Source organism: Janthinobacterium sp. 344 (assembly GCF_900112025.1).
Classification (GTDB): Bacteria; Pseudomonadota; Gammaproteobacteria; order Burkholderiales; family Burkholderiaceae_D; genus Janthinobacterium.
Genome location: NZ_FOKL01000017.1, coordinates 24,000 through 39,126, shown reverse-complemented (window position 1 = coordinate 39,126; position 15,127 = coordinate 24,000). Strand labels below are relative to the sequence as shown.

6 protein-coding genes and 1 riboswitch are annotated in these 15,127 nt (G+C 66.4%); of the genes, 2 read left to right on the top strand and 4 right to left on the bottom strand.

Features of this window, described 5'->3' with window-relative positions; translation table 11 throughout:
* Nucleotides 1–9: 9 nt before the first annotated feature.
* Both BM193_RS27290 and BM193_RS27285 read right to left on the bottom strand, forming a co-directional pair.
* Nucleotides 10–1,998, bottom strand: coding sequence for a methyl-accepting chemotaxis protein (locus BM193_RS27290; protein WP_092804285.1), 1,989 nt, complete (start codon nt 1,996–1,998; stop codon nt 10–12).
* A gap of 190 nt (nt 1,999–2,188) precedes the next feature.
* Nucleotides 2,189–2,686 carry an Lrp/AsnC family transcriptional regulator gene (locus BM193_RS27285; protein WP_092804327.1) on the bottom strand — a complete coding sequence of 166 codons (498 nt, stop codon included), beginning with the start codon at nt 2,684–2,686 and terminating at the stop codon, nt 2,189–2,191.
* 152 nt (nt 2,687–2,838) lie between these two features.
* Here BM193_RS27285 and BM193_RS27280 point away from each other — a divergent pair, with 152 nt between their 5' ends.
* Both BM193_RS27280 and BM193_RS27275 read left to right on the top strand, forming a co-directional pair.
* A complete protein-coding gene (locus BM193_RS27280; protein WP_092804288.1) occupies nt 2,839–4,878 on the top strand; it encodes an aminotransferase class V-fold PLP-dependent enzyme in 2,040 nt (679 codons plus the stop codon).
* A gap of 344 nt (nt 4,879–5,222) precedes the next feature.
* A complete protein-coding gene (locus BM193_RS27275; RefSeq protein ID WP_368087101.1) occupies nt 5,223–13,913 on the top strand; it encodes a glycoside hydrolase family 94 protein in 8,691 nt (2,896 codons plus the stop codon).
* Here BM193_RS27275 and BM193_RS27270 read toward each other — a convergent pair.
* Both BM193_RS27270 and BM193_RS27265 read right to left on the bottom strand, forming a co-directional pair.
* Entirely contained in the window at nt 13,899–14,132 is a 234-nt protein-coding gene (locus BM193_RS27270) for a hypothetical protein (RefSeq protein WP_139176380.1), read from the bottom strand. The two genes, BM193_RS27275 and BM193_RS27270, sit on opposite strands and share 15 nt — an antisense overlap.
* 115 nt (nt 14,133–14,247) lie before the next feature.
* On the bottom strand, nt 14,248–14,823 hold the full coding sequence (locus BM193_RS27265) for a TMEM165/GDT1 family protein (RefSeq protein WP_092804294.1): 576 nt from the start codon (nt 14,821–14,823) through the stop codon (nt 14,248–14,250).
* A 9-nt stretch (nt 14,824–14,832) separates the two neighbouring features.
* Nucleotides 14,833–15,014: riboswitch (yybP-ykoY riboswitch) on the bottom strand.
* Nucleotides 15,015–15,127: the final 113 nt, after the last annotated feature.

The following is a 15,127-nucleotide window of genomic DNA, read 5'->3' as shown; positions in this document are numbered from 1 at the left end:
CACCAGTCTTTAAAACTCTTCCCACGCATCGCTGGGCGGCGCTTTCGGGCGCGCGGCCGGTGCTGGCGGCGCGGCGACCGGGGCGCGGGCAAGCTTGGGCGCGGCGGCTGGCTGCGGCGCCCGGCCGCTTTCCTCCAGCTTGAAGACGCTGACCACCTGCGCCAGTCGGCCAGCCTGATCCTGCAGGGACTGGGCGGCGGCCGCCGCCTCTTCCACCAGCGCCGCGTTTTGCTGGGTTGCATCATCCATCTGCGTGACGGTGGCATTGACTTGCGCGATGCCCTGGCTTTGCTCCTGGCTGGCCGAGGCGATTTCCCCCATCAGGTCGGCCACCCGCTGCACGGAGACGACGATGTCCTGCATGGTGGCGCCGGCCGAGTCGACCAGCTTGCTGCCCGCTTCCACCTTGCTGCCCGAATCGACGATCAGTTCCTTGATTTCCTTGGCCGCCGCGCTCGACCTGTGCGCCAGGTTGCGCACCTCGGTGGCCACCACGGCGAAGCCGCGGCCCTGTTCGCCCGCGCGCGCCGCCTCCACCGCCGCGTTCAGGGCGAGGATATTGGTTTGGAAGGCAATGCCGTCGATCACCCCGATAATATCCGCGATCTTGCGCGAACTGTCTGTAATTTCTCCCATCGTCCGTACCACCTGGTCGACCACCTCGCCCCCCTTGACGGCGTGGCCCGAGGCCGACACCACCAGCTGGTTCGCCTGGCGCGCGTTGTCGGCATTCTGTTTCACCGTCGACGTCAGTTCTTCCATGGCGGCCGCCGTCTCTTCCAGGCTCGATGCCTGCGCTTCCGTGCGCGCCGACAGGTCCAGGTTGCCCGAGGCGATCTGGCTCGATGCGCTGGCAATGGCGCCCGTACTGTCGCGTACTTCGCGTATCGTCACGTTCAACGACGCGACGAAGCGGTTGAAGGCGGCCGCCAGCGCACCGACCTCGTCTGCCGATTCGACGGGCATGCGGCGGCTCAGGTCGCCGTTGCCGCTGGCGATCTCGCTGAGCATGCCGGCTGCCCGCGCGACGGGCGCGGCAATGGCACGGCTGATCACATAAATGATGCACAGGGCGATGCCGCCGCCCGCCAGGCCGGCGATCAACGCCGCGATCAGGGCCGAACGCGTGACATTGCCCAGCACTTCCGTTTCCGGCACTTCCGCCATCACATACAGATTCAGCTCCGGCACGAAGGCGGCGGCGACGAACTGGCGGCCGGCCGGCGCGTCATAGATGGCGGAGACATACTTGTTGCCCGTCAGCAGGCGCTTGCTCAAGGCTGCGCTAAAGCCGGGCAAATCCTGCAATGCATGCTTGCCGTCGGCCAGGGCCGTGTCGCGGTGCACCAGCACGATGCCGTTGGCGCGCGCCAGGTAGACGTGGCCCGTCTGGCCGATCTTGTAGTGGCGGATGGTGTCGGCCAGCGCATTGATGGACAGGCCCAGTCCGGCGGCGATCTGCCTGCCGCCCGCCGTCTGGCCGCGCGCATTCAGATACAGCATCAGGTCGCTGGAATTGTCCGCCTTGTCGATGTCGAGCGTGTAGGCCTTGTCGCCGGCCAGCAAGCCATAAAACCACTGGTCGGCCGCCTGGTTCTTGTCCAGGGTGCGCAGCAAGCCTTCCGTGGTGAAATATTTGCCCGTGCTGGCGGACGCCCAGTTGATCGAGGCGGCCTGGTTCTTCTGCTTGACGACGGCGGCATAGCGCTGGAAGGTGGCGATGCCGCTGTCGGGCAAGCCCGCGTCTTCCCAGTCCTGCAGGTAGACATCGTTGGCCATGGTTTGCACCACGGACAGGGGCTGGCTGATCTGGCGCAGCACGTCGTTGCGGATTTCACCCACTTGCGCCGGCAACTCCTGGCTGACGACGCGCTCGCGCACATAGTCGCTGCTCATGCGCACGCTGAGGAACGAGGAAATCGCCATGAAGATCAGCAGGCACAAGCCCATGCTGAACAGGAGTTTTTTCTGGATGGAGAGACGGCGGAGCAGAGACATGAAAGACCTTGAAGGAGGGCCTGCGCAATGGGCAGAAAAAGCGGGCAGGCAAGGTGGCAGTATACCGGTCCCACCCCGCGCCCGGCCGCGCCAATGCTGCTTGCAGGTTATTTATGTTGCAATGCAGCAACGTGAAAAACAGGCAATCATGGCGTTTTTTCATGTGTGGCGGCCAGCGCCGGAAAATGCGTCAGGCCGGCAAGCCGTGGGCGATCAGTTCCAGCGGCAGTTCCGTGCTGCATTTGATTTGTTCCATGGAAAAGGCGGAGGACACGCCCGTCAGCTGTACCGCCTTGATGAGCTTTTTATAGAAAGTGTCATAGCCCTTGATGTCGGTGGTGACGACTTTGAGCAGGTAGTCGATGTCGCCGCTCATGCGGTGAAATTCCTGGACTTCGGGCAAGACGATGACGGCGGCGGCGAAGCGGCGCAGCCATTTTTCATCATGCTGGCCCGTGCGCACGCTGACGAACACGGTGACGGGCAAGCCCACTTTTTGCCGGTTGACGATGGCCACGCGGCTTTCGATATACCCGTCTTCTTCCAGCCGCTTGACGCGCTTCCAGCACGGCGTGCTGGACAGGCCGATTTTCTCGCTGAGGGCGGCGATCGACAGGGTGCCGTCCTGCTGCAGCGCGGCCAGGATGGCGCAGTCAAACTTGTCGAGCGTGGCGGCGGGGGAATTCATTTTGCGATTTTCCATTTTGTAGCATGAACATGCTGCATGGTACCTTGTTTGCAGCATTGTTTGGCATATCTTCACGGGCGCCTGCCGGTAGACTGTTATCTGTTCCAGCCGCCAGCGCTGCCCCCTTTCCAGAGAATGCCCGGACCGCCATCATGCAAGAAATCTACCTCGACAGTAATGCCACCACCTGCGTGCTGCCCGCCGCCGTCGCCGCCGCCCGGCAGGCGATGGAGCTGGGTTTCGGCAACCCCAGCAGCACCCATGCGACAGGCTTGCAGGCCAAGGCCATGATGGATGGCGTGCGCCAGCGCGCGCGCCGCCTGCTGGGCGTGGGCGAGGGGCGCCTGATGTTCAACAGCGGCGCCACCGAAGGCATCCAGACGGCCGTGCTGTCGGCCCTGTGCGCACTGCGCGAACGGCGCGACGCGGGCCAGCGCATCGGCAGCCTGCTGCTGTATGGCGCCACCGAACACAAGGCCGTGCCGGAAAGCCTGGCGCACTGGAACCGTTTGCTGGGCCTGAACCTCGACGTGCGCAAGCTGCCCGTCGATGCGCAGGGGCGCCACGACCTGCAGGCGCTCGCCGCGCTGATCGGCGACGCGGCCATGCTGTGCACGATGGCGGCCAACAATGAAACGGGCGTCATCAGCGATTTGTCCGCCATCGCGCAGCTGCTGCGGGAGCGCGGCGCCGACGCGTACTGGATGGTCGATTGCGTGCAGGCGCTGGGCAAGCTGCAGCTGAACCTGGCCGCCACGCGCATCGATTACGCGCCGTTTTCCGGCCACAAGCTGTATGCGCCCAAGGGCATCGGCATGCTGTACGTGCGCGCCGGCGCGCCGTTTACGCCCTTGATGATGGGCGGCGGCCAGGAAGCAGGCCTGCGCTCGGGCACGGAAAACATGGCCGGCATCGCCGCCCTGGGCGCCGTGCTGGCGGCGCTGGATGATGGCAAGACCTTCCGCAGCCACGCCGAGCTGGACGCTTTCCGCCAGCAGCTGTCGGCCAGCCTGGCGCGCGCCTTCCCCGGCATCGTCTTCAACATGCCGTTCGACTTGTCGCTGCCCACCACGCTCAATTTTTCCGTGCCGGGCCTGTCCTCGAAGGAGCTGCTGGACCTGTTTGACGCGGCGCGCGTGCGCGTCAGTTCGGGCAGCGCCTGCTCCGCCGCCAAGGCCCTGCCCAGCTACGTGCTCGAAGCCATGCACGTGCCGCAGTGGCGCGCCAGTTCCGCCATCCGCTTGTCGTTCGGCCCGCTGATCGACGCGGCAACCATCGACGCCGCCTGCGCGCGCATCGAGCGTTGCGGCGAGGCGCTGCGCAGCAGCTGTCTGCTGCCGTCGGCGCTGGCGCCGTCGCCGCAGGACGGCGCGCAGGACGGCATAATCCAGCTGAGCGTCGATGGCCAGTGCACCTGGCTGCTCAGCGACGCGGCCAGCGCCACGTGCGTCGTCATCGATCCCGCCGCCGCGCTGGTGCCGCGCCTGGCCGCCTTCATCGGCTGCCAGCAGCTGGCCGTGCGCGCCATCGTGCACACGGCGGCGCCGCTTGACAACGGCGCGGCGCGCCTGGCGCTGCTGCAGGAACTGGCCATCGAGCAGGTGGGCGATGTGGGGGCCGATGGCGAACTGGCGCTGGGCCGGCAGCGCTTGCGCCGCGTCGATTGCGGTGACATCCACGTGTACCTGCTGGACCAGCGCTTCGCCTTCGTCGGCGCCCTGGCGCCGCACGCCATCGCCCCCTTGCTGGACGCGGGCCTGCTCACGCCGGACACCGTGCTGTGCGCGGCAGTCGATGACAGCAGCATCTGCGGCACCGTGCGCGCCGCACACGGAGGCGTCGTGCCTGCCGCCGAATTGCAGCTCGATGCGGCCGGCCTGCCGACCTTCCTGCGCCAGCATCCCGACGCTATCCTGGTCGACGTGCGCGAGGCGTATGAACACGCGGCCTGCGCCGGCGGCGTATTCGAAGGCTGCGCCGTGCACAGCGTGCCCCTGAGCCGCCTGGCAGGGCAGGTCGGCACCTGGCTGCTGCAGCCGCAGCGTCCGCTGGTCTTCTTCTGCCGCAGCGGCAACCGCAGCGCGCGCGCCGCCGCCTGCCTGCGCCGCCTGGGCCATGCGGCCGCCTGGCAGCTGAACGGCGGCATGGCAATGGCGGAGGCGACGCATCATGCGCTGGCCATCGCGGCCTGAGATCGGTTGACGTTTCCCTTATGAAATCTTGCACCGCGCCATCATTGGCGCGGTGCATGGCGTTTGTTTCCTCCATTCATTTCCTCGTGGCATTTTTCTCCCGTTCACTCCGCTAATTTCTTTGCAGACACGCCGCTAAAAGGTCAGGTATGTACGCTAGCGCACGGTCTTGCGCACAGTGCGCCCCTACGATGAAGTTCAGAAAATCTCCCCGAACCCTGAGATTCGTCGCAACGCTCCGGCGCTTCGCTTTCCGTCTTCGCCAGTGTCCGATCGTGTTCTTCCTGACTGGGCCCGCGTGACGGTGGCCGCTGGTTGCCTGCGTGCACCTAGCGAGGCCCAAGTTGAAAGAGTACACAGCAGTCGTCACGCAACAGATCAAGGAACAGATGTCCAAGGTCAGGGACATCTTCCGCGATCATTCCCTTGCCCCCGATACCTTCGACGCCGCGCGCGATGATGCCCTGCCCTTGCGCTCGGAATTGTTCAGCGCCATGCAGATGGCCGCCCACGGCAAGCAGGTGGCCGCCGGCCATGCGGTGGGCCGGCATCACGGCCGCGACCGCCTGTTGGCGCGCCTGGCCGACAACGCGGCCCTGATCACGGCCACCGTCAACGAGCTGACGGCCACCGTGAAAAGCGGGCGGCAGGTCACGCCCGCTTCGGAATGGCTGCTGGATAATTTTTATCTCATCGAAGAGCAGATCCGCACCACGCGGCGCCACTTGCCGAAGAATTACAGCAAGGAGCTGCCACGGCTGACCTCCGGCACGGACGCGGGCTGCCCGCGCGTGTACAAGATCGCGCTGGAAATCATCTCGCATGGCGATGGCCGGGTCGACCTGGAAAACCTGTGCCACTTCGTCGAGGCTTACCAGGATGTCGCCACGCTGACCCTGGGCGAACTGTGGGCCGTGCCCATCATGCTGCGCCTGGCCCTGATCGAGAACCTGCGCCGCGTCGCCGTGCGCGTGGCGGACGACCGCATGCAGCGCGACCTGGCCAATACCTGGGCCGACCAGATGACGGACATCGCCGAGCGCAATCCCAGCGGCCTGATTTTGCTGGTGGCCGACATGGCGCGCTCGAATCCGCCCATCACCAGCGCCTTCGTGGCGGAACTGTCGCGCCGCCTGCAGGGGCAAAGCCCGTCGCTGACGTTGGCCCTGTCGTGGCTGACGCACAAGCTGGCCGAATCGGGCCTCACCATCGAGCAGCAGATCCAGTCCGAGATCGGGCAGCAGGCGGCCGACCAGGTGTCGATCGCCAACAGCATCGGCAGCCTGCGTTTTCTCGGCACCATGGACTGGCAGGAATTCGTCGAGACCATGAGCGTGGTCGAGCAAACCTTGCGCCTGGACCCGGCCGGCACGTATGGCCTGATGGATTTCGCCACGCGCGACAGCTACCGCCATGCCATCGAACGCATCGCCAAGCGCAGCGCGCGCAGCGAAGTGGAAGTGGCCGAGATGGTGGTGCAGCTGGCCCACACGCATGGCAACGGCAATGACGCGCGCCGCGGCCATATCGGCTTTTACCTGGTCGGACGCGGCGTGCTGGTGCTGGAAAAACAGGCCGGCGCCAAACTGCCCTTCGCCGAGGCGCTGCAGCAGACGGCGCGCGCCGCGCCGCTGGCCGTGTACCTGGGCGCGATCGCCTTCCTGACGCTCGCCACCAGCGCGCTGCTGCTCGAACGCGCCGTGCGCCATGGCGTGCAGGGCTGGCCATTGGTGGCGCTGGGCGTGCTGGCGCTGCTGGGGAGCAGCCAGCTGTCCGTGGCCGTGGTGAACTGGCTGGCAACCCTGATGACGTCGCCGCACCCGCTGCCGCGCATGGATTACCAGGGCGGCATTCCATCGGACGCGCGCGGCATCGTGGTGGTGCCGACCCTGATCTACAGCCACGACAACGTGGCGGCCCTGTGCGAGGCGCTGGAAGTGCGCTATCTCGCCAACCGCGATCCGAACCTGCGCTTTTGCCTGCTGACGGACTTCGTCGACGCGCAGGCGCAAACCCTGCCCGGCGATGACGCCCTGCTGCGCCAGGCGCAGGAAACCATCCGCGCCTTGAATGACAAGTACCGCGTGGAAGGCGTCGAGTTCAAGGAAAACGGCGACCCGGCCGACCACGAAGAGCTGGGCCATGTGGGACCGTTCCTGCTGCTGCACCGTCCGCGCCTGTGGAATTCGCAGCAGAATGCGTGGATGGGGCAAGAGCGCAAGCGCGGCAAGTTGTCCGACCTGAACGCCTTCCTGCGCGGCGGCGCGCGCGACAAATTCTCGCTGGTGGAAGGCGAGTTGCGCGGCCTGCGCACCATCAAATACGTGATCACGCTCGACACCGATACGCTGCTGCCGCGCGACGCGGCGCGCGAATTCATCGCCACCATGATGCACCCGCTGAACCGCCCCGTGCTGGACGCGGCGGGCACGCGCGTGGTGGCCGGCTACGGCATCCTGCAGCCGCGCGTGGCCGTCGCCCTGCCCAGCGCGAACGCCTCGCGCTACGAGCTGCTGTGCGGAGGCGAACCGGGTATCGACCCGTACACGCGCACCGTCTCGGACCTGTACCAGGACGTGTTTTATGAGGGCTCCTTCATCGGCAAGGGCATCTATGACCTCGACATGTTCGAGCGCGTGCTGGGCCAGCGCCTGCCCGACAATAAAATCCTCAGCCACGACCTGCTGGAAGGCTGCTACCTGCGCGCCGGCCTGCTCAGCGACTCGGAGCTGTACGAAGAATACCCGGCCCGCTACGACGCCGACGTGAGCCGCCGCCAGCGCTGGATCCGCGGCGACTGGCAACTGGTCGGCTGGCTGCTGGGCCGCGTGCCGGGCCGCGCCGGCAAGCGCGAACGCAATCCCCTGTCGATGCTGTCGCGCTGGAAGCTGTTCGACAACCTGCGCCGCAGCATCGTGGCGCCGGCCACCACCTTGTCCTTGCTGCTGGTGTGGGGCTTCCTGCCGCACGTGGCCTTCTGGAGCACGGCGGTCCTGGCCATCATCTTCCTGCCGCCCGTGTTCTCGGCCCTGTACGACCTGCTGCGCAAGCCGCGCGATACCCTCTGGCGCCAGCATCTGGCCGCGTTCGAGCGGCGCTGCGGCGTGCAGTTCTCGCATGCCATGCTGAGTCTCGTCTTCCTGCCGTATGAAGCCTGGATCAGCCTGGACGCCATCGCGCGCACCCTGTGGCGCCTGGGCGTGTCGCACAAGCATTTGCTCGACTGGCGCGCCTCGAACCTGCACAGTTCCTCCGGCTCGCAGGCGGACAGCTGGCGCGCCATGTGGTGCTCGCCCGCGCTGGCGCTGGCCACCTTCGGCGCCTTGCTGTACTGGCGCCCCGACGCCTTGCCGGCCGCCGCCGTGGTGCTTCTGCTGTGGCTTGCCGCCCCCGCCATCGCCTGGTGGATCAGCCGCCCGATCGAGCGGGCCGTGGCGCGCCTGTCGGCCGAGCAGGGGCGTTTCCTGCATGGCGTGGCGCGCAAGACCTGGGCCTACTTCGACACCTTTGTCGGCCCCGACGACCACTGGCTGCCGCCCGATAACATGCAGGAGCATCCGAACCTGGTGGTGGCGCACCGCACCTCGCCGACGAACATCGGCCTGGCGCTGCTGGCCAACCTGACGGCCTATGATTTCGGCTACATCACCATGGGCCAGCTGATCGAGCGCAGCCGCGCCACCTTGCAGACCATGGGCGAGCTGGAACGCTTCCAGGGCCATTTCTACAACTGGTACGACACGCAGACCCTCAAGGCGCTGCAGCCGATGTACATCTCGACGGTCGACAGCGGCAACCTGGCCGGCCATCTGCTGACCTTGCAGCCAGGCCTGGTGGAGCTGTATGACGCTCCCATCATCGGCGCGCAGGTGGTGCAGGGCATCCGCACGACGGCGCAGGTGCTGCAGGAATTCATCGCCGCCGAAGGCGAGGGCAAGGCCATGCGCGACAGCATGGCCTTGCTGCAGGCGGCGGCAACGCCCGCCAGCCTGGCCGAATGGCATGCCTATCTGAGCGCGGCGAATGGCGCGGCCGATGCGCTGCTGTCGCTGACCCTGCAAAGCGAGGATGGCGAGCTGTCGATGTGGACGGGCGCGCTGGCGCGCCAGTGCCGCGCGGCACTGGCGGAATTGCTGCAGCTGGCGCCATGGGCGGCGCAAACGGGCGTCGATGCGGCGTGGATGCAGGTGCCGACCCTGCGCGCGCTGGCCAACCTGGAGATCGCCGATGGCACGCCGCCCGAGCTGGCGGCGCTGCTGGCGCAGGGCCGCGAACAGGCGGGCCGCCACCTGCGCGACATCGCCCATGCGGCGGGCCAGGCACGCGACTTCGCGCAGATCGAATACGCGTTCCTGTACAACCCGTCGACCAAGCTGCTGGCCATCGGCTACAACGTCAGCGAACGGCGCCTGGACCCCAGCTACTACGATTTGCTGGCGTCCGAAGTGCGCCTGGCCAGCTTCATCGCCATCGCCCAGGGCCAGCTGCCGCAAGAGCACTGGTTCGCGCTGGGTCGCCAGCTGTGCATGGTCGCGGGCCAGCCCGTGCTGCTGTCGTGGAGCGGCTCGATGTTCGAGTACCTGATGCCGCTGCTGGTGATGCCGAACTACCCGAATACCTTGCTCGACCAGACCTACCACTCCGTCATCGAGGCGCAGATCGATTACGGCCGCCAGCGCGACGTGCCGTGGGGGATTTCCGAATCCGGCTACAACACGGTCGACGCCAGCTTGAACTATCAGTACCGCGCCTTCGGCGTGCCGGGACTGGGCCTGAAACGGGGCCTGGCCGACGACCTGGTGGTGGCGCCGTATGCCAGCATGATGGGCTTGATGGTGCAGCCGGAAGCGTCGTGCCAGAACCTGCAGCGCATGCAGGCGGCCGGCTACATGGGCCGCTACGGCTTCTTCGAAGCCGTCGATTTCACCACCGCGCGCCTGCCGCGCGGGCAGACCAGCGCCGTCATCCGCTCCTTCATGGTGCACCACCAGGGCATGGGTTTCCTGGCCCTCAGCTACCTGCTGCACGACCGCCCGATGCAGCGCCGTTTCGAATCCGATCCCTTGCTGCAATCGGCCTTGCTGGTGCTGCAGGAACGCACGCCACAGGCAGGCGCGTTTTACTCGAACACGGCCGAACTGGCGGTGCTGCGCAGCGGCGCACCCGAGCAGGCCATGCCGATGCGCATCCTCACGCAGGCCAACAGCGCCGTGCCGGAAACGCAGCTGCTGTCGAACGGCCGCTACCACGTCATGGTGAGCAATGCGGGCGGCAGCTACAGCCGCTGGAAAGACTTGTCCGTGACGCGCTGGCGCGAGGACAGCACGCGCGATAACTGGGGCAATTTCTGCTACCTGCGCGACCTCGACGACGGTGCCGTCTGGTCCACCATGTACCAGCCGACCCTGGCCGAGCCGAAGAAGTATGAAGTGATCTTTTCCGAGGGGCGGGCGGAGTTCCGCCGCGCCGACCACGGCCTCGATCTGTACACGGAAATCGTCGTCTCGCCCGAGGACGACATTGAAATCCGCCGCACGCGCATCAGCAATAATTCGAACCGCCAGCGGCGTATCGAGATCACCAGCTTTGCCGAAGTGGTGATGGCGCCGGCGGCGGCCGACGCGGCCCATCCCGCCTTCAGCAAGCTGTTCGTGCAGACGGAAATCCTGGCGCAGGAAAAGGCGATTCTATGTACGCGCCGTCCGCGTTCCAGGGACGAGCAGATGCCATGGCTGCTGCACGTGATGACGGTGCATGATGTGGAGCGCTACGAGGTCTCGTTCGAGACGGACCGTGCGCGCTTCATCGGCCGCGGCAATACGGCGCAGCTGCCGCAGGCGCTGCAGGACAGCGGGCCGTTGAGTGGCGGCCACGGCTCCGTGCTCGATCCCATCGTGGCCATCCGCTACGTGATCACGCTGGAACCGGACCAGGCGGTCACGGTCGACAGCGTCACCGGCATGGCCGAGCAGCGCGATGCGGCCCTGCACCTGATCGACAAATACCAGGACCGCCACCTGGCCGACCGCGTGTTCGAACTGGCCTGGACGCACAGCCAGGTGGTGCTGCGCCAGTTGAACGCCAGCGAAGCCGATGCGCAGCTGTATGCGCGCCTGGCCAATGCCGTGATCTATCCGAATGCGGCCCTGCGCGCCGAAGCCGGCATCCTGATCAAGAATCAGCGCGGCCAGTCCGGCCTGTGGGCGTATGCCATCTCGGGCGACTTGCCCATCGTGCTGCTGCAGATCCGCGACGCGGCCAATATCGAACTGGCGCGCCAGATGGTGCAGGCGCATGCCTACTGGCGCCTGAAGGGCCTGGTGGTGGACCTGGTGATCTGGTACGAGGAGCAGTCGGGCTACCGCCAGCTGCTGCACGATCAGATCATGGGCCTGATCGCCTCGGGCATCGATGCGCAGGCGATCGACCGCCCGGGCGGCATCTTCGTGCGCCTGGCCGAGCAGATCGCCAACGAAGACCGCATCTTGCTGCAGTCGGTGGCGCGCGCCATCATCAGCGACCTGCGCGGCACCCTGGCCGAGCAGGTCAAGCGTCCGCCGAGCCCCGTGCTGCGCATGCCGCCGTTGCTGCAGGACCCTGCGCGCGAGCATGGCGGCGTGCCGCACCGGGCGCCGCAGCGCGAGCTGATCCTGGAAAATGGCCTGGGCGGTTTCACGCCCGATGGCCGCGAATACGTGATCACCACGGGCGAAGGCAGGCAGACGCCGGCGCCGTGGTCGAACGTGCTGGCCAATGCGCAGTTCGGCACGGTGGTGTCCGAGGGCGGCCAAGCCTATACGTGGAGCGAGAATGCGCATGAATTCCGCCTCACCCCGTGGCAGAACGACCCCGTGTCCGACCTGTCCGGCGAAGCGTTCTATGTGCGCGACGAACAGAGCGGCCAGTTCTGGTCGCCCACCTCGTTGCCGGCGCGCGGCAGCGGCGACTACGTCACGCGCCACGGCTTCGGCTACAGCGTGTTCGAGCACAGCGAAGGGGGCATCGCCACCGAACTGTGCACCTACGTGGCGCTGGACGCGGCCGTCAAATACTCGGTGATCAAGGTGCGCAACGACAGCGGCGTGCCGCGCCGCCTGTCCGTCACGGGCTATGTGGAATGGGTGCTGGCCGATTTGCGCGCCAAGTCCGGCATGCATGTGGCCACCGAGGTCGATACCATCAGCGGCGCGCTGTTCGCGCGCAATAACTACAACACGGAATTCTCGGGCCGGGTCGGCTTTTTCAATACGGATGCCAGCATCCGTTCCATCACCTGCGACCGCAATGAATTCATCGGCCGCAACGGCAGCCTGGCGCAGCCGGCCGCCTTGCGCCGGGTGCGTTTGTCCGGCAAGGCGGGGACGGGACTGGATCCGTGCGCGGCGATCCAGGTGCCGTTCGAACTGCAGCCGGGGCAGGAGCGCGACATCGTCTTCATCCTCGGCGTGGGCGGGCGCCGCAATGCCGACGCCAGCACCATGGTGCAGCGCCATGCGGGCAAGGAAGCGGCGCGCGCCACGCTGGAAAAGGTGCGCGCGCACTGGGAGAGCACCCTGGGCGCCGTGCGCATCGAGACGCCCGACCCGTCGCTGGACGTGATCGCCAATGGCTGGCTGATGTACCAGACCATCGCCTGCCGCCTGTGGGCGCGCAGCGGCTATTACCAGTCGGGCGGCGCCTACGGTTTCCGCGACCAGCTGCAAGACGCGATGGCCATGATCCACACGGCGCCGCAACTGCTGCGCAGCCATTTGCTGCTGTGCGCGGCGCACCAGTTTGTCGAAGGCGACGTGCAGCACTGGTGGCACCCGCCGTCGGACCGCGGCGTGCGCACGCACTGTTCCGATGATTACCTGTGGCTGCCGCTGGCCGCCTGCCGTTACGTGATCGCCACGGGCGACCTCAACGTGCTGTCGGAAGTGGCGCCCTTCATCGAGGGCCGCGCCGTCAAGCCGGAAGAGGATTCCTACTATGACTTGCCGGTGCGTTCGGGGGAATCGGCCGACCTGTACGAACACTGCGTGCGCGCCATCCGCCATGGCCTGCGCCTGGGCGTGCATGGCTTGCCGCTGATCGGTTCGTGCGACTGGAACGACGGCATGGACAAGGTGGGCGAACATGGCAAGGGCGAAAGCGTGTGGCTGGCCTTCTTCCTGTATGAAGTGCTGCAGCGCTTTGCCGAGGTGGCCGTGCTGCGCGGCGATGCGCCGTTTGCCGGGTTCTGCCGCGACGAGGCGGCGAAACTGGCGGCCAATGTCGAGGAGCATGCATGGGATGGCGAGTGGTACCGGCGCGCGTATTTCGACGACGGCACGCCGCTCGGCTCGCACACCAACGAGGAATGCCAGATCGATTCGATTTCGCAAAGCTGGGGCGTGCTGTCGGGCGCCGCCAACCAGGAACGGGTCGCCGGCGCCATGCGCCAGGTCGATGCGCGCCTGGTGCGGCGCGATGCGGGCGTGATCCAGCTGCTCGATCCGCCATTCGACAAATCCAGCCTGAATCCCGGCTATATCCGCGGCTACGTGCCGGGCGTGCGCGAGAACGGCGGCCAGTACACGCATGCGGCCATCTGGACGGCGATGGCGTTTGCGCGCATGGGCGAGAGTGAAAAAGCGTGGGAGCTGCTGCGCATGATCAACCCCGTGCGCCATGGCGCTGATGCGCAGGCGGTGGAGCGCTACAAGGTCGAGCCTTACGTGGTGACGGCCGACGTGTACGCCGTGGCGCCGCACGTGGGACGCGGCGGCTGGAGCTGGTACACGGGGTCGTCGGGCTGGCTGTACCGCCTGATCGTCGAATCCCTGCTGGGACTGACGCGCGAAGCGGACGTGCTGCGCGTGGCGCCGTCCATGCCGGCCGAATGGCGCACCTTCAAGCTGCATTACCGCTTCGGCGCCAGCAGCTATGCGATCACCGTGGAGCAGGCGCAGGGACGGCCAGCGGGACTCTCGCTCGATGGCGTCGCGCAGGCCGGCGACAGCATCGCCCTGCGTGACGATGGCCGCGAGCATGCGGTGTTATTGCTGGTGTAAGCCTGTCGCCGGGTCTTGCCAGGCGTCGTGTCCGGGACGGCGCCTGCCGGCCAGCAGGATCAGGCCCGCAGCGAACAGCAGCAGGTCGCGCGTGCGCACTTCGGGTGCGGCCTGCCTTGCGGTCGGCCGTGTCTGATGCTGCGCCGGTGCGGCGGCGGCGGGGAACTGGCTGGCGCAAGCGGCCAGGCACAGCACCGCCATTTTTCCAGAGAACTGCATACATTCCTTATAAAAAGGCGCGCTGGCCTGGCGGGACCAGTGCGCCTGTGTTCATGTGGGCGGTATTGTAAATATCGATATGAACATTGTAAATAAGAAATTTTTTAGGGCCGCCTCAGAACCCCAGTGCCGCGCCGGCACCCAGCAGGGTCGCCACGCCGAGGATGGCAAATACCAGCGCCGCGATGCCGTGCACGAGGCGCAGCGAGACGCGGTTGGCGATCTTGTCGCCCAGGTACACGGCCGGCACGTTGGCCAGCATCATGCCGAAGGTGGTGCCCAGCACGACGGAAACAATGTCGTGGTAGCGCGCCGCCAGGGCCACGGTGGCCACCTGCGTCTTGTCGCCCATTTCCGCCATGAAGAAGGCGATCAGGGTGGTCAGGAAGACGCCATACTTGGCCAGCTTGGTGTCGTCTTCATCGAGCTTGTCGGGGATCAGGGTCCAGGCGGCCATGGCCAGGAAGGAGACGCCGAGCACCCAGCGCAGCACGTCCGGTCCCAGCATGCTTGTGATCCAGGCGCCGATGGCGGCGGCAAATGCGTGGTTGGCGATGGTGGCGACGAAAATGGCCAGCACGATGGGCAAAGGCCTGCGGAATTTGGCGGCCAGCAGAAAGGCCAGGAGTTGGGTTTTGTCGCCGATTTCAGCGAGACCGACGATGCCGGTGGAGATGAGGAATGCTTCCATGAGAGTGCGAGAGGTACGTGGGCCGGACGAATTAACCAATGATCCACGGGCGACTCCGGCCCATGCGGCCGCCCTGGATCAATGGTCTCGTCAAGTTCTGCAACCACCTGCACCATGGCCTGCGGGCCAATCATGTTGATACAGGTTCCCGCGGCAGGACCGCGGGACGACTACTCCCCAATGTTCGAGGCGCATCATACGCCAATGCCTGTTTGCGCGCCAGTGCCGGCTGCCGGCGGCGCGGCCGCGTGTGTGGGGCGCGGACAACAATGATCAACTTGCAAACAGACTCGACTTAGAATGC

Bases quoted from the DNA above. Each gene is read 5' to 3' on its own strand.
- BM193_RS27290 (WP_092804285.1), bottom strand. From the start codon at position 1,998: ATGTCTCTGCTCCGCCGTCTCTCCATCCAGAAAAAACTCCTGTTCAGC.
- BM193_RS27285 (WP_092804327.1), bottom strand. From the start codon at position 2,686: ATGAATTCCCCCGCCGCCACGCTCGACAAGTTTGACTGCGCCATCCTG.
- BM193_RS27280 (WP_092804288.1), top strand. From the start codon at position 2,839: ATGCAAGAAATCTACCTCGACAGTAATGCCACCACCTGCGTGCTGCCC.
- BM193_RS27270 (WP_139176380.1), bottom strand. From the start codon at position 14,132: ATGCAGTTCTCTGGAAAAATGGCGGTGCTGTGCCTGGCCGCTTGCGCC.
- BM193_RS27265 (WP_092804294.1), bottom strand. From the start codon at position 14,823: ATGGAAGCATTCCTCATCTCCACCGGCATCGTCGGTCTCGCTGAAATC.